Source organism: Ensifer sp. 38_S197, from assembly GCF_056924495.1.
Genome location: NZ_JBXOVZ010000002.1, coordinates 1,650,696 through 1,671,625 on the forward strand (window position 1 = coordinate 1,650,696; position 20,930 = coordinate 1,671,625).

At 63.4% G+C, this 20,930-nt stretch carries 17 protein-coding genes and 1 pseudogene; 13 read left to right on the forward strand and 5 right to left on the reverse strand.

What is annotated here, in order from left to right; translation table 11 throughout:
* A complete protein-coding gene (gene rsmD, locus AC1Z3V_RS21065) occupies positions 1 to 561 on the forward strand; it encodes a 16S rRNA (guanine(966)-N(2))-methyltransferase RsmD (RefSeq protein WP_483501496.1) in 561 nt (186 codons plus the stop codon).
* 186 nt (positions 562 to 747) lie between these two features.
* A complete protein-coding gene (locus tag AC1Z3V_RS21070) occupies positions 748 to 1,641 on the forward strand; it encodes a patatin-like phospholipase family protein (RefSeq protein ID WP_483501497.1) in 894 nt (297 codons plus the stop codon).
* 27 nt (positions 1,642 to 1,668) lie between these two features.
* Here AC1Z3V_RS21070 and AC1Z3V_RS21075 read toward each other — a convergent pair whose 3' ends face one another.
* Positions 1,669 to 3,504 carry a monovalent cation:proton antiporter-2 (CPA2) family protein gene (locus AC1Z3V_RS21075; RefSeq protein WP_429812220.1) on the reverse strand — a complete coding sequence of 612 codons (1,836 nt, stop codon included), beginning with the start codon at positions 3,502 to 3,504 and terminating at the stop codon, positions 1,669 to 1,671.
* Positions 3,505 to 3,653: 149 nt separating this feature from the next.
* Between AC1Z3V_RS21075 and AC1Z3V_RS21080 the strand changes: the two genes are divergently transcribed.
* From AC1Z3V_RS21080 to lpxK, 6 genes are all read left to right on the forward strand, one after another.
* Entirely contained in the window at positions 3,654 to 5,000 is a 1,347-nt protein-coding gene (locus tag AC1Z3V_RS21080) for a TldD/PmbA family protein (protein ID WP_483501499.1), read from the forward strand.
* Positions 5,001 to 5,141: 141 nt separating this feature from the next.
* Complete coding sequence (locus AC1Z3V_RS21085; RefSeq protein WP_483501501.1) at positions 5,142 to 5,957, forward strand: 3'(2'),5'-bisphosphate nucleotidase CysQ; 816 nt, start codon at positions 5,142 to 5,144, stop codon at positions 5,955 to 5,957.
* Positions 5,958 to 6,017: 60 nt separating this feature from the next.
* Positions 6,018 to 6,254, forward strand: coding sequence for a DUF4170 domain-containing protein (locus tag AC1Z3V_RS21090; protein WP_173515739.1), 237 nt, complete (start codon positions 6,018 to 6,020; stop codon positions 6,252 to 6,254).
* A 91-nt stretch (positions 6,255 to 6,345) separates the two neighbouring features.
* The gene (waaA, locus tag AC1Z3V_RS21095; protein ID WP_483501502.1) at positions 6,346 to 7,659 is read left to right on the forward strand and encodes a lipid IV(A) 3-deoxy-D-manno-octulosonic acid transferase; all 1,314 of its coding nucleotides are present in this window, start codon (positions 6,346 to 6,348) and stop codon (positions 7,657 to 7,659) included.
* A 25-nt stretch (positions 7,660 to 7,684) separates the two neighbouring features.
* The gene (locus AC1Z3V_RS21100) at positions 7,685 to 8,407 is read left to right on the forward strand and encodes an HAD family hydrolase (RefSeq protein ID WP_483501503.1); all 723 of its coding nucleotides are present in this window, start codon (positions 7,685 to 7,687) and stop codon (positions 8,405 to 8,407) included.
* Between the two features lie 257 nt (positions 8,408 to 8,664).
* Positions 8,665 to 9,705: a tetraacyldisaccharide 4'-kinase gene (gene lpxK / locus AC1Z3V_RS21105; protein ID WP_483501504.1), complete on the forward strand. Its 1,041-nt coding sequence runs from the start codon at positions 8,665 to 8,667 to the stop codon at positions 9,703 to 9,705.
* 40 nt (positions 9,706 to 9,745) lie between these two features.
* Here lpxK and AC1Z3V_RS21110 read toward each other — a convergent pair whose 3' ends face one another.
* Positions 9,746 to 9,979, reverse strand: a complete 234-nt coding sequence (locus AC1Z3V_RS21110) for a DUF2093 domain-containing protein (RefSeq protein ID WP_173515743.1) — start codon at positions 9,977 to 9,979, stop codon at positions 9,746 to 9,748.
* 88 nt (positions 9,980 to 10,067) lie between these two features.
* On the reverse strand, positions 10,068 to 11,876 hold the full coding sequence (gene mutL, locus AC1Z3V_RS21115; protein ID WP_483501505.1) for a DNA mismatch repair endonuclease MutL: 1,809 nt from the start codon (positions 11,874 to 11,876) through the stop codon (positions 10,068 to 10,070).
* 377 nt (positions 11,877 to 12,253) lie between these two features.
* Here mutL and AC1Z3V_RS21120 point away from each other — a divergent pair, with 377 nt between their 5' ends.
* Positions 12,254 to 13,978: a response regulator gene (locus AC1Z3V_RS21120; RefSeq protein WP_483501506.1), complete on the forward strand. Its 1,725-nt coding sequence runs from the start codon at positions 12,254 to 12,256 to the stop codon at positions 13,976 to 13,978.
* 309 nt (positions 13,979 to 14,287) lie between these two features.
* A complete protein-coding gene (locus AC1Z3V_RS21125) occupies positions 14,288 to 15,595 on the forward strand; it encodes a putative bifunctional diguanylate cyclase/phosphodiesterase (RefSeq protein ID WP_429812878.1) in 1,308 nt (435 codons plus the stop codon).
* Between the two features lie 10 nt (positions 15,596 to 15,605).
* Here AC1Z3V_RS21125 and AC1Z3V_RS21130 read toward each other — a convergent pair whose 3' ends face one another.
* On the reverse strand, positions 15,606 to 16,544 hold the full coding sequence (locus AC1Z3V_RS21130) for a LysR substrate-binding domain-containing protein (protein ID WP_483501508.1): 939 nt from the start codon (positions 16,542 to 16,544) through the stop codon (positions 15,606 to 15,608).
* Between the two features lie 91 nt (positions 16,545 to 16,635).
* Here AC1Z3V_RS21130 and AC1Z3V_RS21135 point away from each other — a divergent pair, with 91 nt between their 5' ends.
* Together AC1Z3V_RS21135 and AC1Z3V_RS21140 are read left to right on the forward strand one after the other, a co-directional pair.
* Positions 16,636 to 18,186 carry a trimethylamine methyltransferase family protein gene (locus tag AC1Z3V_RS21135; RefSeq protein WP_483501509.1) on the forward strand — a complete coding sequence of 517 codons (1,551 nt, stop codon included), beginning with the start codon at positions 16,636 to 16,638 and terminating at the stop codon, positions 18,184 to 18,186.
* A pseudogene (locus AC1Z3V_RS21140) lies at positions 18,186 to 18,634 on the forward strand (oxidoreductase); the annotation flags it as partial. The gene AC1Z3V_RS21135 and the pseudogene AC1Z3V_RS21140, both read left to right, overlap by 1 nt.
* 169 nt (positions 18,635 to 18,803) lie before the next feature.
* Here the strand turns inward: AC1Z3V_RS21140 and AC1Z3V_RS21145 are convergent.
* Positions 18,804 to 19,421, reverse strand: coding sequence for a PRC-barrel domain-containing protein (locus tag AC1Z3V_RS21145; protein ID WP_483501511.1), 618 nt, complete (start codon positions 19,419 to 19,421; stop codon positions 18,804 to 18,806).
* 363 nt (positions 19,422 to 19,784) lie between these two features.
* On the opposite strand from AC1Z3V_RS21145, the gene AC1Z3V_RS21150 reads away from it, so the two are divergent.
* Complete coding sequence (locus tag AC1Z3V_RS21150; protein ID WP_483501512.1) at positions 19,785 to 20,888, forward strand: hypothetical protein; 1,104 nt, start codon at positions 19,785 to 19,787, stop codon at positions 20,886 to 20,888.
* Positions 20,889 to 20,930: the final 42 nt, after the last annotated feature.

Sequence of the window (20,930 nt, forward strand, 5' to 3'; positions counted from 1 at the left end):
GTGCGTATCGTCGGTGGAGAGTTTCGTGGCCGCAGCCTGGCCACGCCCAAGTCCAACGATATCCGCCCGACCACGGACCGGACGCGCGAAAGCCTGTTCAACATCCTGAGCCATTCCTATCCGGAAGCGCTCGACGGCACCCGTGTGCTCGACCTTTTCGCGGGCACCGGCGCCGTTGGCTTCGAGGCCCTCTCACGGGGGTGCCGTCAGGCACTCTTCGTCGAGCAGGGCGTCGAGGGCAGGGGACTGCTGCAGACGAACATCGAGACGCTCGGCCTGCAGGGACGGGCAAAGGTGTTCCGGCGTGATGCCACGAACCTCGGCGCCGTCGGTACGATGGAGCCGTTCCATCTCGTCTTCGCCGATCCGCCCTATGCGAGGAGCCTCGGCGAGAAGGCGCTGGAATCCGCCGCCGCCGGCAACTGGCTGGTCCCTAATGCCTTGGTGATCCTCGAAGAGCGGGCGGACGTCCAGCCGGCGCCTGCCGCCGTCTTCGAGCGGCTCGACGTCAGGGTCTTCGGCGATACCCGCATGCATTTCTACCGCTTCCGCGGCGCCTGACCGTCATATTTTCGATTTCCTTGCGAAGATAGGCTGTCGCAGACCATGCGAGTTCCCTTATCCCGCTTATAGCGCCGGGCGTCTTCTGAGACGCCCATGGTCGCTGTAACGTTCAGGTCTGCTGCATAATTTTGCCCTCAAATCGATTTCGACTTAGGGAAAGATGCAGAAGCGGAGGACATGCCGATGAAGCAGGATCTTTCGATGACGAAGGAGGCCGCGCAGGCGTCCAGCCAACCGACCGTCGCGCTGGCGCTGGGTGGCGGTGGCGCACGGGGGCTCGCGCATATTCACGTCATCGAAACGCTGGATGAGCTGGGCATTCGCCCGGTGGCGATCGCCGGCTCCTCGATCGGTGCGATCATGGGCGCCGGCATGGCCGCTGGTATGCGCGGGGAAGAGATCAGGGCGCACACGCTTGCGACCGTCGGCCATCGCCGCGAGGTCGTCAATCGGCTCTGGCAGATGCGGCCGTCGAGCCTTTCCGAGGCGATGGCGAACGGTTTTCGCTTCGGGCAATTCAATGTCGAGCGCGTTCTCAGGGCCTTTCTGCCGGAGGCCATTCCGCCGAAGTTCTCGGATCTCGGCATTCCGCTCAAGGTGGTCGCCACCGATTATTACGGCCAGACCGAGCATATCTGTGAAAAGGGTGATCTGTGGCAGGCGCTGGCGGCCTCCGCCGCCCTGCCTGCGATCTTCATCCCGGTGAAGATCGGCGGGCGCGTGATGATCGACGGCGGTATCTACAACCCTATCCCCTTCGATCATCTGCGCGGCCTGGCCGACATCGTCATCGCCGTCGATGTCGTCGGTGGTCCTGATGGCGATGGCAGGACGATCCCGAGCCGCATCGACAGCCTGTTCGGCGCGAGCCAGCTGATGATGCAGTCGATCATCGCGATGAAGCTCAAGGAGGGCGCGCCGGATATCCTGCTGCGCCCCGATGTCGGCCGCTACCGGGTGATGGATTTCCTGCGGGCCCAGGACGTGCTGAACGGAACCGTCGCGATCAAGGACCAGTTGAAACGGGCCCTTGACGAACGGATGCGCGCCGAAGCGCAAGTGAGCTCCGCCGATTGACGGCCAGCAGGGTCGCTGCAGGCGAGGCTACGCGCTCTCGCGCTCGTCCGCAGGAAGCCCCGGCAGGATCCGTTCGCCCGTCTCCTGGGAGTGATCGACCTCGCGCTTCGGCTTGACCAGCGGTTCCGGCCTGACGGGACGCGAATGCAGCATGTCGCGACCGGCAGTGATGCCTTCGGCCTCCTGCAGCACGAGACGTGCCTCGTCGCGCTTGCGGATATCGTCCATGATCGCGATCGCTTCGTCGTCACCAACCCCAAGCGCCTCCAGCGACTTGCGGCCGAACAAGAGGCCGGACTCGAAGGTTTCGCGCAGTTCGTAGTCGACGCCCTTGGCGCGCAGTTCCAGCGTATGCAGCCGGTCGTAGGAGCGGGCGAAGATGCGGGCGTTTGGATATTCCGATTGCACGAGGTCGATGATGTGGTCGGTCGTTTCCTTCTTCTGGGTGCAGACGGCGACGATCTTTGCCCGCTCGATGCCGGCGGCGCGCAGCACGTCGAGCCGATTGCCGTCGCCGAAGTAAATGCGGAAGCCGAAGGTCGCGGCCTGGCGCACGCGGGCGGCGGAATGGTCGATGATCGTCACGTCGCGGCCGCCGGCGAGCAGGATCTGCGCGGCGATCTGGCCGAAGCGGGAGAAGCCGATCATCAACACGTCGGCGCCGGCGCCCTCGAAGTCTTCGTCGATCTCCTCGTCCAGTTCGTCCTGCTCGCGCATCAGCTTCGGCGCCAGCATCGAAGCCAGCGGCGTCAGCGCCATCGACAGCGTGACGATCGCGACCAGCAGCGAGGCGTCGCCGTCGGAGAAGACACCGGCGCTGGCTGCCGCCGTGAACAGCACGAAGCCGAATTCGCCGCCCTGCGGCAGGAGCAGGCTGATGCGCACCGCGTCGTTGTGGTGCGTTCCGGTGAGCCGGCAGAGCCAGTAGAGCACCAGGCTCTTCAACGCCATCAAGAGCGGCACGGCAACGATGATCAACTGGTAGCGCTCGACGATGACGCCGAGTTCCAGCGACAGGCCGACGGCCATGAAGAAGAGTGCCTGCAGGATACCGCGAAACGGTTCGATATCCGCTTCGAGTTCATGGCGATAGGAGGATTCCGCCAGCAGCACGCCCGCGAGGAAGGCACCCATGGCCATCGAAAGTCCGGCGAGCTGCATTATGGTTGCCGCGCCCATGACGACGAGCAGGGCGGCTGCGATCATGACGTCGCGGGCGCCCGTGCGGCCGATGATCTGGAACAGGGGATTCACGAGGTAGCGGCCGGCAGCGAAGAGAACGACGATCGCGGTGGTGGCGATTGCGAAATCCTCGAGTGGCGGCGTCGTATCCTCGGGCGCCTGCGCCGCCAGAAGCGGGATCAGCGCCAGCAGCGGCACGATCGCCAGATCCTGCAACAGAAGGATGGAGAACGATCGCTGCCCGTAGCGCGTGTTGCGGTCGTTGCCTTCGTCGAGGATCTGCATCGCAAAGGCAGTTGACGACAGGGCCAGGCCGAAGCCGGCAATGATGCTGCCACCCTGGCCGAGGAGCCCGAAGGCATAGATGATGGAAGAGAGCACGATGCCGGTCAGTACCACCTGCGCCGTGCCGAGGCCGAAGATATCGCGCCGCATCTGCCAGAGGCGCGACGGTTTCAGTTCGAGGCCGATGATGAACAACAGGAACACGACGCCGAGTTCCGAGACATGCAGGATCTGCTCGCCCGCGGTGATGCTTTGGGCGACCGGACCGATGAGCACGCCGGCGCAGAGATAGCCGAGGATGGTGCCGAGGCCGAGCCGCTTGAAGATTGGTGCGGCCACCACTGCGCCGCCAAGCAGCATCAGCGCTTGAGAATAGATGATCGGTGTCGTTGCCATGCCTGCGGCTTTCACTATTGGGGCACCCGGCCCCCCGATGAGGGAGCTTTCGAGAGCGGTCATTTGCGGTGTATGGGCGGGAATCAGGCCGATGCCCTTGATGCCTGCGTCACTGCACAATAAATGGGGCAGGAATGAAAGGCTACATCATGTCAGACACGATCAATTCTGCCGACCTCGAAAAACGCGCCTCGGAACTCGTGGACCTCGCCCGCAAGGCCGGCGCGGATGCGGCGGATGCGGTGGTGGTGCGCGGGCGCTCCCGTTCCGTCTCCGTACGCGTCGGCAAGGTCGAAGCGACGGAAGCCTCCGAAAGCGATGATTTCTCTCTTCGCGTTTTCGTCGGGCGGCGCGTCGCCAGCGTGTCGGCCAATCCGGGCTTTGATCTGAAGCTGCTTGCCGAGCGCGCCGTCGCCATGGCCAAGGCCTCGCCGGAGGATCCCTTTGCCTCGCTCGCCGATGTGGACCAACTGGCAAAGTCCTATCCGGACCTCGATCTCTTCGACCCGACCCCGGTTTCCACGGAATCGCTGACGGAGGCGGCGCTGGCCGCCGAAGAGGCGGCACTTGCGGTCTCGGGCGTCACTAATTCCAGCGGCGCCGGCGCCTCGGCCGGCATGGGTGGTCTGGTGCTCGTCACCTCGCATGGCTTCTCCGGTTCCTACATGGCGACGCGTTTCGGTTGCTCCGTCAGCGCGATCGCCGGCGAAGGCACGAAGATGGAGCGTGACTACGATTTCGACAGCCGCCTCTATGTCGGCGATCTGCGGCCGGCCGAAGAGATCGGCCGGCTTGCCGGCGAGCGCGCGGTGGCACGCCTCAATCCGCGCCAGGTGCCGACGGCCAAGAATGTCACCGTCGTATTCGATCCGCGCATGGCGCGCGGCTTCGTCGGCCATCTGGCAGGCGCCATCAACGGTGCGTCGGTCGCCCGCAAGACGAGCTTCCTGCGTGACCGGATGGGCAAGCAGGTGATGAAGGCCGGCTTTTCCGTCACCGACGATCCGCTGATCGTGCGCGGCGCCTCCTCGCGCCCCTTCGACGGAGAGGGCGTCAGCGGCTCGAAGCTCGCGATGGTCGAGGATGGTGTGCTCAAGCACTGGTTCCTGTCGACATCGGCCGCCGCCGAACTCGGCCTCAGGACCAACGGCCGCGGTGTGCGCGGCGGCCCGACGGTCAATCCGGCCTCGACCAATCTGGCGCTCGAGCCGGGTTCGATCTCGCGTGAGGACCTGATCCGGGATGTCGGCACCGGCTTCTACGTCACCGAACTGATCGGCCAGGGCGTGAACATGGTCACCGGCGAATACAGCCGTGGCGCTTCCGGCTTCTGGATCGAGAACGGCGAACTCTCGTTTGCCGTCTCCGAGGTCACGATTGCGTCCAATCTCAAGGACATGTTCATGGCGTTGACGCCCGCAGACGACATCGATCGCAAATTCGGTGTTGCGGCGCCGACACTTGCCATCGAGGGCATGACGCTCGCGGGTCTCTAGAGCGCCGTGCAGTTGCGTCACAAATGGCTGGATCAGCACATTGGTTCACTGAACTGATCTGGAAGCCGAGGGAAAAACGGTGCGGGTGCTCCGCGCCGATCCCGCCTCATGGTATGGAGAGGCGGGCTGACGAGGTTTTGAATGTCTGACACAGCACCATTGGGCGCGGATTGGAAGCCGGATCTCGAGTTGATCCGCGCCGCCGCGGTCCTCGCCGGCGAAACGGCACTCGGTTATTTTCGCAAAGCGCCCGATGTCCGCTGGAAGAACGAGGGCCGCTCGCCGGTCAGCGAAGCGGATCTCGCGGCCAACGATGTACTGAAGACGCGGCTGCTTGCGGCGAGGCCGGGCTATGGCTGGCTGTCGGAAGAGACCGACGATGACTCCAGCCGCCTGATCCGCGAAACGGTCTTCGTCGTAGACCCGATCGATGGCACGCGTGCCTTCATCGCCGGCAAGGAGCTTTGGTGCGTCAGTGTCGCCGTCGTCCATCGGGGACAGCCCGTCGCCGGCGTCCTCTATGCCCCGGCGCTTGACGAACTCTTCGAGGCGGTCGCCGGCGGCGGCGCGCTGAAGAACGGTGCCGCGATCTCGGTGCGTGAGGCAAAGTCCGGGGAAATGCTGCATCTGGCGGCTGCCGAAGACACGGTCGGCAAACTTCCGCCCCCCTACCGCGACACCGTCGCGCGCGTGCCGCATGTGCCGTCGCTTGCCTATCGGCTGGCCATGGTTGCCGACGGGCGGATCGACGGTACGCTGGTGAAGAAGAATTCCCATGATTGGGATTTGGCTGCTGCCGACCTCATCCTTGCCCGGGCAGGCGGCGCGCTCGTCGATCTCGACGATCGGCCCTTGTCCTACAATCGTTCCACCGTCGTTCACGGGGTGCTTTGCGCGGCGGCAAAGCCGCTCTTGCCGGGCTTGATCGCCGCATCGCGGTCGATGGAGCCCCATTGACCTTTGGGGCCGAATGCCTCAAATCAACGCCCACACCCAAAAATAAAAAATGGAATTCCGATGGCTCACGAATCCGAGAAGAAACAACGTCTGCACCTCGTCTTTGGCGGTGAACTCACCACGCTGACGGACGTCCATTTCCGCGACCTGGACAAGCTCGATATCGTCGGCATCTATCCGGACTATGAAAGCGCGCTTGCCGCCTGGAAATCCAAGGCGCAGATGACCGTCGACAACGCTCACATGCGTTATTTCATCGTCCACATGCATCGTCTGCTCGACCCGGAAAACGGCTGATGCCGATGAGGTGGGGATGCGCGGCGCAAACCCGCATGCCAGTCGCCCCTGAATTTCTCCCGGCCGAGACGGCTGAGGAAGGTGTCTCGTCATGAGCGGCTTTCGCGCGCGCCTGGCGCTCTCCAGCTACCGCTGGATCGGCTCGGCCATCTATCCCCTTGTTTGGTCCTACCTTGCCATTCGCGCGGCGAAGGGCAAGGAGGACCCGGCGCGCCGTCGCGAGCGCTACGGCCATGCCAGCGCACCACGACCGCAGGGGCCGCTCGTCTGGTTTCACGCCGCCAGCGTCGGCGAGACCAATGCGGTCATCCCGCTGATCAAGGAAATCCGTCGGCGCGGCATCAACGTCGTGCTGACGACGGGAACGATGACCTCGGCACGTGTCGTCGCCCAGCGCCTGGGAACGAGCGTCATCCACCAGTATGTGCCGCTCGATTTCAAGCCGGCGGTCAGCCGGTTCCTGAACTATTGGGAGCCGGATCTCGCAATCATCGCCGAGTCCGAAATCTGGCCGATGACCATCCTGGAGCTCGGCCGGCGCCATATTCCGCAGGTTCTGGTGAACGGCCGCCTGTCCGATCGCACCTTCGCCCGCTGGAAGCGGCGGCCGGGGCTGGCCGACGCGCTGTTTGAAAACCTGGCGCTGGTCATCGCCCAGTCCGATGTCGACGCGGAACGCTTCCGCACGCTCGGTGCCCTGCCGGTCATGGTCTCCGGCAACCTGAAGGTCGATACCGACGCGCCGCCGCACGACCCGCAGGCGCTGCGGGAGTACGAGCAGCAGATCGGCACGCGCAAGACCTGGGCCGCGATCTCGACCTTCGACGGCGAGGAGAACGCTGCCGGCGTCGTGCATCGCGCGCTGAAGGAACGGACCGGCCTCCTGACGATCGTCGTGCCGCGCCATCCCGAGCGTAGCGATGCGATTGAGGCGGCGCTGACGGCCAAGGGCCTGAAGGTCGCGCGCCGCACGCGACGCGAGCCGCTGACGCCGGATGTCGATATCTTCCTCGGTGACACCATCGGCGAAATGGGCCTCTATCTCCGCCTGACCGAAGTCGCCTTTGTCGGCCGCTCGCTCTTTGCCGAAGGCGGCCAGAATCCGCTGGAGCCGGCGATGCTCGGCTGCGCGATCCTGTCCGGCGGCAATGTCCAGAATTTTCGCGAGACCTATCAGACGCTGGCGAAGAACGGCAGCGCCAAGATCGTCCGCGACGTCGAGATGCTGGCGAAGGGCGTCAACTATCTGCTCGCCAACGACGACATGCGTCGCTCGATGATCGATGCCGGCCTCGAAACCGTGCAAGAAATGCGTGGCGCTCTGTCGGCGACGATGAAGGGGCTCGAACCCTACATCAATCCGCTCATCGTCAAGGCGCGGCTCAATCCCCCGACCGAAAGCTGACACAAGCAGGAGGCGACCTCTCATCATGACTGCATCCAAAGCCATCGCCGGTATCCTGTTCGACAAGGATGGAACCCTGCTCGACTATGCCAAGAGCTGGGTGCCGGTGAACTATGAGCTGGCGCGGATCGCGGCCAAGGGCGACGAGGTGCTGGCCCGCACGTTGCTGAAAGCGGGCGGCATGGATGCCGATACCGGCCATGTGTTGCCCGACAGCCTTCTTGCCGCCGGCAACACGATCGAGATCGCGACCGGTTTCGTGGGCGCGGGCGCGCCTTTCACGGTGGAGGATCTGACGACCCTGTTCGACAGCCTGTTCGCGCGCTCGGCGGAATATGCCGTCCCGGTCACCGACCTTGGCACCTTCTTCGCCGGCCTGCATGCCAAGGGCTATCGTCTTGGCGTCGCCTCCAGCGACAACGAAAAATCGATCCGCGAGACCGCGAGGCGCTTCGGCTTTGATGGATACCTGCATTATGTGGCGGGTTATGACAGCGGCTACGGCGTCAAGCCGGAGCCCGGCATGGTGCTCGGCTTTTGCGCCGCAACGGGTTTAGAGCCGCATCAGGTCGTTGTCGTCGGCGACAACAATCACGACATGCACATGGGCCGCAGTGCCGGTGTCGGCATGACGGTCGCGGTGCTGACCGGGACCGGTTCACGCCAATCGCTCGCTGCAGCCTCGGACCATTGCCTCGCCGACATCACCGAGCTTGAGGCCGTCCTCTACAGCGCCGCGCGTCTGTGAACGCGCTAAGGTCGTAACGCTTTGAGCTGCTGCATAATTTTGTTCTTAAATCGATTCCGATTTAAGGAATTATGCAGCAGGCGCAAACCCAGGAAACGCGTGAAGCGGGCCAGCTGAACCCGGCCGCAATCGTATCCATAGCTTGCGTTTTTTCACGTTCTGACGTTTTTTGGGCAATCCGTCGGCTTGCGACGGCAAGAAGACATGCGTCCTCCCAAAGCGGATGGACGACACCGGCTGGGGGCCACGGAAGGAAGATGGTATCGGAAGCGCCGCCATTCTGGTGGACCAAGGCGGATTGGCGTGCCCGCGCCTTGTGGCCGTTTTCATGGCTCTACGGGCGGATTGCCGGCATGCGCATGGACCGCGCCCACCGTGCATCGGTTCCCGTGCCGATCATCTGCATCGGCAACTTCACCGTCGGCGGTGCCGGCAAGACGCCGACGGCGATCGCCCTTGCCCGCGTCATCCGTCAGAAAGGACTGAAGCCCGGCTTCTTGAGCCGCGGCTATGGCGGCTCTCTCGACGTGACCACGATCGTGGACATTGAGCATCACCGCGCCCGCGACGTCGGCGACGAGCCGTTGCTTCTGGCGCGCGAGGCGTTGACCGTCGTCTGCCGCCGCCGTGTCGATGGCGCCCGCCGCCTGGTGAAGGAAGGTGCCGATATCATCATCATGGACGACGGTTTTCAGAGCGCGCGTCTCGCCTTCGACTTTGCGCTTCTGGTGATCGACTCGCGCCGCGGCATCGGCAATGGCTATCTGGTGCCGGCCGGTCCTGTGCGGGCGCCGCTTCCCATTCAGTTGCGCCATGCAACGGCACTTCTGAAGATCGGCGACGGCACGGAGGCCGATGCCCTGATCCGCCGTGCGGCCCGCGCCGGCAAGCAGATCTACGAGGCCGATGTGGTGAGGCTCGACGAAGGGTCGCTGAAGGGCGTCAAGGTCCTCGCCTGGGCCGGTATCGCCGATCCGGAAAAATTCTATCGCACGGTGCGTGAGACCGGTGCCATCGTCGAGGAAACCCGCAGCTTTCCGGATCACCATCATTTTTCCGATGACGAGATCGCCGATCTGCTCGATCGGGCGACGGCCTTGGGCTGCACGTTGGTCACCACCGCCAAGGACATGGTTCGGCTCGAGCCCGGCCATGGCCGCGCGGCCGAGCTGGCCGCGGCCAGCCGAGTGATCGAGATCGACGTGCGTTTCGACGATCCCATGGCGCCGTCAAAAATCATCGAGACGGCGCTTGTCGCCGCACGCGCCCGCAAGTTGCGCGAAGGTGCAGGCAAGTAACGGTTATTTGTATCCGGGGAAGAGACCTGGGGACGTCGCCTTAGCGGCGCTGGTTCGGCAATGCGCCGGCGCGTTTTTCCGCCTCGACGGAGGCTTCCGCATCGACATAGGCTTCCTGCCGGGCGACGCTCCAGTAGCGCAACTCGTCGACGGGAATGGTTCTGCCGGTCATCGCGCAGATCACATGCGAGCCGGCGAGGACGATCTGAAAGTCGCCGTCGAGATAACGGATCTTCGCCTCGCGCGACGTACTTCCTTCAAACCGGTTCATCATGTTCGTTGCCTGTAACGTCCTGTGGTCTGTTCTCTGGTCTAGCTCGCCATCAGGCAAAATGCCAGCCGCATTTCGCGGCCGCGCGCGATCAGCTTCGTCCGAACAGCCGTTCAATATCGGAAAGCTTGAGCTCGATATAGGTCGGCCGCCCATGGTTGCATTGACCGGAGCCGGGCGTTGCCTCCATCTGCCGCAGCAAAGCGTTCATTTCCTCGGTGCGCATGCGTCGGCCGGAGCGGACCGATCCATGACAGGCCATCGTCGCCGCAAGATATTCGAGCCGGCTTGTGAGGCCGTTGGCGGTGTCCCATTCGGCAAGCTCGTCGGCAAGCTGGCGTACCAGGCCGACGGCGTCCATTTCGCCGAGCATCGCCGGCGTCTCGCGCACGGCGATGGCACCCGGACCGAAGCGCTCGATGGCAAGACCAAGGCGCGCGAACTCCGCCGCATGGGCCATCAACCGGTCGCAATCGTCCTCAGCCAGATCGACGATCTCCGGGATCAGCAGCGCCTGCGCCGCGACGGGTCGCGAATGCAGGGCGGTTCGCATCGCCTCGAACACCAGCCGCTCATGGGCGGCATGCTGGTCGACGATGACGAGACCGTCATTCGTCTGGGCGACGATGTAGTTTTCGTGGAGCTGCGCCCGTACCGCGCCGAGCGGGAAGGATTGCGGCGCTGGTGTCGGCGCATCCGGTTGCGATACCAGCGCCTCGGTCGGGACGGCCGTGCGTGCCGATGGTGCCGCGAAGGCGGCGAAGCTCGCCTGCGGCGCTTCGCCGAGGCCACGCAGCATGGCATCGAATTGGGCCGGTCGGGACGGGGATGTCTCGGGGGTCCAGGGTTGCGGGCGATAGGCCCCGGCCCGGAAGGCCTGCATCATGCCGCGTGCCCCGGTGGTTGCCGCCCGATCGCCTTCGCGCGTCAGTGCCTCGCGGATCGCGCCGATGATCAGCCCGCGGATGAGGCCCGGGTCACGGAAGCGCACGTCGGACTTCGCCGGATGCACGTTGACGTCGACCAGCGCCGGATCAAGCGTGATCGACAGCACCGCAACCGGGTAGCGGCCGCTCGGGATCGTCTCGGAATAGGCGGCGCGGATCGCCGACAGCAACAATTTGTCCTGCACCGGGCGGCCGTTGACGAAGACATATTGCTGCAGGGAGTTGCCGCGATTGTAGGTCGGCACGCCGGCAAAGCCGGTGAGACCCACGTCTTCGCGCTCTGCATCGATCTCGATCGCGTTGTCGCGGAAATCCCTGCCGAGCACCTGGGCCATGCGCGCCAGGCGGTCGTCACCGGTTGCCGGGAATTCGAGCGTCGAGCGGTCGCTGCCCGAGAGCACGAAGCGCACCGCCGGGAAGGCAATCGCCATGCGGCGTACGATCTCGGAGATCGCGGCCGCTTCCGCCTTCTCGGACTTCATGAACTTCAGCCGCGCCGGCGTCGCGAAGAAGAGATCGCGGACCTCCACGACCGTGCCGGTATTGGCGGGCGAAGGGCGAACCGGGTCGGTCTTGCCGCCTGTGACGGCGATGACCGCGCCTTCGCTGGCGCCGGCCGTGCGCGTCGTGATCGACAGACGGGCGACCGAGCCGATCGAAGGCAGCGCCTCGCCGCGAAAGCCGAGCGTGCGGATGTCGAACAGGCTGTCGTCGAGCTTTGACGTGCAGTGACGGCGGACCGCAAGTTCGAGGTCGTTCGGCGTCATGCCCGAGCCGTTGTCAGTCACGCGCAGCAGCGTCTTGCCGCCGCCGGCGGTCGCGATTTCGATGCGTGTGGCGCCCGCGTCGAGCGCGTTCTCGATCAGCTCCTTGGCGGCGCTGGCGGGGCGTTCGATCACTTCGCCGGCGGCGATCTGGTTGATGAGAGTTTCTGAAAGCTGCTTGATGGCCATGTGCCATTTTCCCGGATTCGCTTGGGAAACGGAAGGGGGAATGGCACCTCGTCCCCGGCCTCGAACACACGCGGTCGTCGACCCGGAAAAATGAGCGAGGGTTTAATCGCCCCTTAACACTCTGCTGCGATTTTCCACAACAACCTGAATGACCACGGGTTTTGTCTTTCGAGCATTGCGGCGTAGCTGGACGCCGTACTCCCTCCGCGCGAAGAGACGCCTGCCAAGGCCTCCCAGCATGTCCCGAAATGAAACCGCCGCTACAGCGCCACGCGTCCCCTTGGGCGCGCCGAGGTCGCTGCAGCATTGTGAATGGCTGCATGCTTCCTCAGATCGAAGGCGATCGAAGCGTGCAGTGGGCGAGTGAGGACAGTGCAATGAGCGATGGGGCGTCGAACGGCGCGGACATCAACCGGATCATTCTGGAGTCGAGTTGCGACGCGCTCGGCATCGCCGTGCTTGTCTGCAGCCGGGACGACACCATTCTCTTTGCCAGCCGCACGATGCTGCAATATTTCCCGGTGCCGGCGGAAATCCTGATGCCCGGCACGCGTCTTCGAGATTTTCTTGGCGCCGTCTACGATACCGGCGTCCGACCCGGAACCGTTCCGGAAAGCAGCCGTCGGCGCACCAATCGCGAGGACTGGATCGCCGAGCATATGGCGCTGCACTGGCGCGAGCGCTACGAGAGCGTCGAGCGCGCCGGCCGGACGCGCTGGGTGTCGATGCGCAAGCGCCGCCTGTCGAGCGGCATCGGCATCCTGTCGATCAGCGACGTTTCCGATCAGAAGAAGCGCGACGAACAGCTTCAGACGGATTTGGAGCGCGTCGAGCTCACCGAGCAGATCCTCGACGCCCAGCCCAATCCGATCTGCGTCAAGGACCGCAATCTCAACTATATCGCCGTCAACAAGGCCTTCTGCCTGATCCATGATCTGCAGCAGGATGCCATCCTCGGCCGCTCCGCCTGGGATCTGGTCGAAAGCGAGCTTGCCGAACGCTTCGAACAGTCGGACCGTATGGTGCTCGAAACCGGCAAGCCGTACTCGCAGGCCGAGCACGTCGTGCGCGCCGATGGCAGTGACCTCTGGGTGTTGACGCGCAAGTACCGTGTCGGCATGCCCGGCCGCCACTTCGTCGTCACCTGCATGAACGACGTGACCGATATCGCCGTCCTGCATCAGAGCAGCGGTGAGGCCCGGACCGAGGTCGGCCTGCAGATCCGCGACTACAGCATCTTCGCAGCGGCGCAGAATTTCTATGATCCCTTCCGGGCGCTGAACGTCCAGCAGCTTGTGGAAGCAGGGTCGATGATCGAGACCTTGCCCGCCCGCGGCCTTCGTGTCCTCGTCGCCACGGCCGACCGGGCGATGGAAGACCGGCTCGTCGCGCGCCTGCGTGGCTCGGGGCTCGACGCCTGCGCCGTTCGCGATGCCGGTGAGCTTCGCGCCTTCGCCCGTGCGGCCGAGGACGCCGGCATCAAGCTCGATGTCCTGCTGCTCGACCTGGCATTTTCCGAGAAACCGCAAATCGCTGCGGCTTGGCGCCACTGCCCGATCCTCCCGCTTTCGGCTGAGCAGGACGGCGCCGCGGTGCTGGCGGAAATCTTCCGCGTCTGCTCCGAGCGGACGGCGGTTTCTCCGACGCCGCAGCCGGATTGGTCGCTGTCGTTTGAAGGCGAGGGGATCGCCGCGCCGCCGCCGACACCGCAAGTCGACGTGCTTGTTGCCGAAGACAACCAGATCAACCAGTTCGTATTCACGCAGATCCTGGAGGGGCTCGGCGTCTCGCATCGGATCGCCGCCAACGGCCGCGAAGCCGTCGAACTCTGGCACGAGCTGCAGCCCGCTTTGGTGCTGATGGATGTCTCGATGCCGGTCATGAACGGCTTCGACGCCACGGTCGCGATAAGGTCGGCTGAGAGTGCCAGGGGGCAGAAAACGCCGATCATCGGGGTCACTGCGCAGGCGCTCGATATCGACCTGCAGCAATGCAAGACGTCGGGCATGGACGACCACATCATGAAGCCCGTGAGCCCTGACATGATCGAGGCCGTGCTTAGAAAATTCATGCCGGCAAAGGCAATGCGGACGGCAGGTTGAAAGAAAGACGTGTCAATTCGCTAGAATTGGGGAGGCTAATGGCAGATCTAGGAGCAGGGCGATATCGGATTGTTAACCGCCGATTGCGATCGTCTGCGCCGAATTGCCGTTAAAGTGTAGAGCCTCGCCCGAAATGCATTGCGCCCATCCCGTTGCTCATGTCCGGACCGTGTCGGAACGACATTGCCGGTTCGCGCCGTGGCGTGGGGTTTCGCGGGTCGCGAAGCATCGTTTGCAGTCCGCCGATCGGGCTGCGGAGATGCGGTTATGACGGCCATAGAGACACCCTATCACCGCATCGGTATCGAGATGCCCGCTGCGACGGGCAATGTCGATCTGTTGACGGGGCTCGGCAATGCCCGGTGCCTGCGCCAGACCGTACTTGATCTCGCCAGGGAGCGCGCCAGCGATCCCGCGCCCTTCACCATTGGTCTTGCCAACATCGATGGCTTCAAGCCGATCAATGATCTGTTCGGACCGGCGGCCGGTGACGAGATCCTCTGCCAGGTGGCCTATCGGCTGAAAGCCTGCGCGCCCGAGGGGGCGACGATCACCCGTTCGGAAAGCGATGAATTCGCCTTCGTTTTGCCGCTCGTCTTCGAGCGCAAGGGGGCGGAGAAGGTCGGGCAGATGTTGAAGGAGGTACTGTCGGCGCCCTTCGATCTCGGCGACCGCCATGTGCGTCTCTCCGCGTCCTTCGGCTTTGCGGTCTATCCCTTTGCCGGGGAAGTGTTCGAGGATCTGTTGAAGAGCGCCGATACTGCGCTCTATCGTTCGAAGCGTCGCGGCCGCGGCCAGATCACCGTCTATTCGCAGGAAATCGCCCAGGAGATGAAACGCGCGACGCAGCTCGAGCAGGCGCTGCGCAATGCCATCATCGCCAATGAAGTCGACGTGCATTTCCAGCCGATCGTCGATCTGCGCAACGACGCGGTCGTCGGGTTCGAAGCGCTGGCGCGCTGGTGTGATGCCGACCTCGGCTATGTTTCGCCGGCGGTGTTCGTGCCGTTGGCCGAGGAGCGCGGCTTTATCGAATCTCTGGCGGAAGTGCTGTTGCGCAAGGCGGCACATGCGGCCCTCTCCTGGCCGAAGGAGCTCTTCCTCTCCTTCAACCTCTCCTCGGCGCAACTCATGGATCCGGCGACCAGTCATCGATTGCTTTCGATCATCCATCAGATCGGCCTCGACCCGCGGCGACTGGAATTGGAGATCACCGAAACGGCGGTCATGGCCGATGCTGACATTGCCCAGAAGATCGTTGCGGAACTGCGGGCCGCCGGCGTGCGCGTCTCGCTCGACGACTTCGGCACCGGGCAATCGAGCCTGGGTCGCTTGCGCGATTTTTCCTTCGACAAGGTCAAGATCGATCGCGCCTTTGTCTCGCGTATTTCCGCCGACCGTGCCTCGGAACACATCATCAAGGCGATCGTCGCGATGTGTGAGGGCCTGGAGTTGGAGGTCGTCGCCGAAGGTATCGAGGACTTTTCCGAGGCACTGAAGCTGAAGGCGCTCGGTTGCGGTCTCGGGCAGGGCTACTTCTACGGAAAGCCGGCCGATGCTGTGGCGACGATGCGGTACCTTTCCGATCGCTATCGCGACGTCTCGGCCCAGGCCTGAACCGGTCTATTCATTCACCGGCTCCCGATAACGCCACGCGGTCCCTCCGTCCTTCCTCCAATAACCAGTCGCGGACCCGTTTCGCCTGGGCGTTGAGCTCGCGCGACCGCGGCCAGACGACATAGAAGGCGAGGCCGGTCTTGAGCACGTGTCCCGCGACCGGCATCAGCGCGCCGGAGCGGATTTGCGGGTTGATCAGATGTTCCCAGCCGAGCGCCACGCCTTCGCCGGCGAGCACGGCCTGAATGACGAGGACATAGTCGTTGATTGTCAGGCGGCGGGCTTGCTTGGGATAGGTGAGGCCGGCGCTCGCGAACCATTCGGTCCAGTCGCAGGCGCGCCGTACCGGCTCCTCGAGATGAATGAGGTTGTGCCGCTGCAGGTCGGCTGCGGTCTTCGGCAGCCCGTGCTCTTCGATATAGGCGGGCGTTGCGACGGCGTTGACCACCTCCTCGGCGAGCTGGGCGACATGGTAGCGCGGCCAGTGGCCGGGGTCGCCGCCGCGGATGCCGAGCGGAATCGGCTCTTCCTCGAGATCGAGATCGCGCACGCTGGTCTGGATCCGGAGATCGATTTCCGGCAGATCCTCGCGCAGGCGGTTGAGGCGCGGCAGCATCCACATCGAGGCAAAGGCGGTAGAAGCCGCAAGCGTCACGTTGGTTTCGCGGCCCTTGGCGCGGATGTCCTCAGCCGACTTCTGGATGCGCGACAGGCCGACGGACACGTCGGCGTGAAACTTCTCGCCGGCTTCGGTCAGTTCTACGGCCCGATGCACGCGATGGAAGAGCGGCACGCCCAACTGTTCCTCGAGGCCACGAATGGCATAGGATACCGCAGCCTGGGTCATGCCGAGTTCGTTTGCGGCACGGGTGAAATTCTGATGACGGCCGGCCGCCTCGAAAACGATGAGGCTGGCGGCGGAGGGAAGCAGGCGGCGGAGGTTTTCCATAACTCATGCTTATCGCATGGATCGAATTTTTCCAGCGTTACAACGGAATTTTTCGCCAATAGCATCATCCTGAGTGATGGGAGGATGCAAAATGGATACGGCACCGGCAGCAGGCGAGGCGGCCCCGAGACGGACGCGGGGCTCAAGGCCGCAACGACGCGAAGGCGCAGGCCAGAGCCTCGGCGTTCCCTATATCGTCCGGAATATTCCGACCTACGATATCCTTGGTGAAGAGAGCCTCGTCAGGATCGAGGCGATCGCCGATCGCATCCTCGCCGAGGTCGGCATCGAGTTCCGCGACGACCCTGAAGCACTCGCCCATTGGAAGCGGGCTGGTGCGACGGTCGATGGCGTGCGGGTCACCTTCGAGCCGGGCATGCTCAAGGAGATCGTCGCCTCCGCACCGAGGCAGTTCACCCAGCACGCCCGCAATCCCGCCCGCAATGTCGAAATCGGCGGCAACAACGTCGTCTTCTCGCCGGCCTATGGGTCGCCTTTCGTCATGGATCTCGACAAGGGCCGACGCTACGGCACGATCGAGGACTTCCGCAACCTGATCAAGCTGGCGCAGTCGAGCCCCTGGCTGCACCATTCCGGCGGCACGATCTGCGAGCCGGTCGATGTGCCCGTCAACAAGCGCCACCTCGACATGGTCTACAGCCATATCAAATATTCCGACCGCGCCTTCATGGGTTCGATCACCGCGGAAGAGCGGGCCGAGGATTCGATCGAAATGGCGCGCATTCTCTTCGGCCGTGATTTCGTCGACCGGAACTGCGTCATCCTCGGCAACGTCAACGTCAACTCGCCGCTGGTCTGGGACGGGACGATGACGAAGTCGCTGCGGGCCTATGCGCGGGCGAACCAGGCTGCCGTCATCGTGCCGTTCATTCTCGGCGGCGCCATGGGACCGGTGACCAATGCCGGCGCCATCGCCCAGTCCTATGCCGAGACGCTCGCCGGCTGTGCGCTGACCCAGCTCGAACGCAAGGGCGCGCCGGTCATCTTCGGCAATTTCCTGTCGTCGATGTCGCTGCGCTCGGGTTCGCCGACTTTCGGCACGCCGGAGCCGGCGATCGGCAGCATGGTCGTCGGCCAGCTTGCGCGCCGGCTTGGCCTGCCGCTGCGCTGCGCCGGCAACTTCTCTAACTCGAAGCTGCCCGATGCGCAGGCGATGCAGGAAGGCGCGATGTCGATGCTGTCGGCGGTGCATTGCGGCGCGAACTTCATCCTGCATTCGGCTGGCTTCGTCGATGGCTTGCTGGCCATGTCCTACGAGAAGTTCGTCATGGACACGGACTTCTGCGGCGCGCTGCATTCCTATCTCGCAGGCGTGGTCGTCGACGATAACACGCTGGCGATGGACGCCTTCCTGCAGGTCGGTCCCGGCAGCCATTTCCTCGGCTGCGACCACACCATGCGCAACTACCAGACCGCCTTCTGGGATTCGGCGCTCTCCGACAACGAACCGTTCGAGAAATGGGTCGAGCAAGGCGAGACGGACATGGCGACGCGGGCGAACCGCGCCTGGAAGAAGACGCTCGCCGAGTACCAAGCGCCGCCGCTGGATGTGGCGCTCGACGAGGCGCTGATCGATTATGTCACGCGCCGTAAGGAGAGTATGGCCGATGCCTGGTATTGATGAAACCGGTATGCTCGGACGCCTTTCAAGGAACAGGAAATGACATCGTCGAACTGCTGCAGCCCTATCGCCTCAAGCATCTGACGCTCAAGAAGCGGATCATGTCGATGGCTCATGAACCCGCCCATTCCGAAAATGGCATGCCAAAGGATCGCTATCGGCTATATCAACCTGGAAAAGGCCAAGGGGCGGCATGGCGCTGACGATGATCGCGGGCTCGGCGATCGTCTCGGAGGGTTCCCCGCCGGCTTTCGGCAATCTCCCTGCGTATTCGGATGAGATCGTGCCATGGCTGAAGAAAGTCGCCGCCGACTGTCATGAAACATGATTGCGCCGTGATGATCCAGCTCACCCATCTTGGAAGCCGCACCGGCTGGAACAAGGGTGACCGGCTGCCGGTGTTTCGGCATCGCCGGTACGCGAGCCGGCGCATCGCTTTTTTCCCAAGGGCTAAGTCCCAGAGCCGGCTTCGACATGTTCCGGATCGGCGACGCCATTTCCGCACTATTCACGCGGGCATCTATGACGCCCTTCGCTATGGGGTGCTTCGTGTGAACGCAGAAAGAGCGGCGGTGCGTACCGCCGCCCTCTCGGCGCATCGAACAACCTGATACTCTTTACTGCTTCGGCTGCGCCGGTGTCGTGCCCGTCGAAGAGGTCGTCGAGGTGTCAACCGGCTGGTTGGCGTTCTGCTCGGCGATCTTCTGCGCCTTGGTCTTGAACTCCGGGGCCGCCTTCAACGTATCTGCGGTTTCCGTTGTCGTCAGCTTCAGGGCGTCCGTATTCGGCTGTTCCGCAATCGAAATGCGATCGAAAGGAACCGCTACGTCCTTTTCACCGAGACCCAGGAAGCCGCCGACACCGATGACGGCTGCCTCAACGCCACCATCCTTCTTGATGATCAGGTCGTTGATCTCGCCGATGCTTTCGTCACCGGCATTGTAAACGCTCTGACCGATATAGGTGCTGGCAGCGATCTGGTCGCTCGCCTGCTCCGTCAGGTAGGTAGCATCGGACTTCGCGACATCGGCAGGTTTCTCACCTGCTGCCGGAGGCGTCGTCGTCTGAGCCTCGTTGGCCGGAGCTTCCGTAGCCGGGGCCGGCTGTTTGGGCTTCATGGTCTGCGTCTGGTCGGACTGAGGCTGTGTCGTATCCTGGGTGTAAGCTACCGGAGCGACAGCAAGACCCGCGAAGAGCGCGCCAGCCGCGACGGTTGTTACGAGTTTCTTAGTCATGTCAAACTGCCTTTCCTTGACGTTTCCGATCAAGGCACGGGCCTGGCCGCTGCCGCCAGTTCCACCGCACCGGTGATACGACGTCAACGCTTAAGCGCCCAAACGGTTCCGGAAAAACAGTCCAAGTCCCAATGGGTAAGGCCGGACTTGGGTTCAATCTTCCATATCCCTTGGAATTTGATGGGAGAATATCGGATATCTTGCAGGGACGGCGATCTTATACTCGGTATATATGTATTTTAGAAGTTTAGAATGATCTTCTATTCGTTCATTGATTCTTGATTGTTCTTGCGGATACTTCGGTGAAGACAGGATCGGGAGCGCCGCTGCTTTCGTCCTGGTATCCCCTGGGCGACAATCACCATGTTACTGCCGCGCCGCTTTCTTTCGGTCTCCCTCCTGTCTGTCCTGGTCATGGCCGCTCTCGTTTCGATCGAGCGCAACCTTTTTGGCGCCCGCTATTTTTCCGAGCGGGTTCCCCAGCTCCAGCCTTATAACCTCTGGCATGCCTGGGTCGCGCTCAGCCTGTCGCTCGCCGCGGTTCAGGGGTTCACCCGAGACGTCTCCGGGCTTGGAGAGCCGGTGCTGCGGCTGGCCTCGCGTCGTGAGCTATGGATCTGCGTGGCGGTGTGGACGCTTGCGACGGTCACGGCATTGATTTTCGCCGTGGACCCACACGCCTTCAGTCTCCTGGCGCGCGAAGACGGCCCGGTCGAGTGGTCATCCGCCATGCTGATCTTCATCGCGTGCGGATTCCTTGCGGCAGTTGCCGCGGGCCAGTTTCGTGCCGCCTGGACCGGGGCAGGGCGCCTTGCCTTCGTCGCCGCAGGCGCTGCGGCGTTTCTGAGTACCGGCTTCTTCGTGATTGGGATGGAGGAGATATCCTGGATGCAGCGCATCTTCGGCATCTCCACGCCGGAAGCGCTGTTGGCCGTCAACAAGCAGCAGGAATTGAACCTGCACAATATTTCAACCGGTTTCTCGGAGTTGCTCTACTACACCGGCAGTTTCGTCCTGCTGACGCTCGCACCCTTCGTCTGGCTCTATCTTCGGAAGGGTGTGATCCTCGGCCGGCTCGACGCCTTCGCGCCGAGCGTCCTCGTGCTGGTGGCAAGCGCGCCAATGGCCGCTTTCAACAGCGACAACTGGAGCATGCTTCCGACGCAGATGATGGTGATGATGACCGTCATCATGTTGCTGGTGATCGCGGATATGGCATTGAAGGCGGGCCACTGGCGCGAGTTCATCGTGCTGACGGCTGGCGCCATTCTGATCGTTGCCCTTCAGGAACTGTTTGTCCTGCGGGCTTCGCAGCTCGTTCAACTCTGGGACCCGACGGAATACAAGGAATTCTTCATTGCCCTTGGTCTTGCGATTTACGGCTTTCAGACCTGGTCGCGTCTTCGTTCGCCGGTGACGGCATCGTCAGCAGGACGCCCCATCAACTCCCGTCCCGTTGCCGGATAAAAATACCCCGCCGGTCTGGCAGGGTATCTGGTCAGTGGTCCT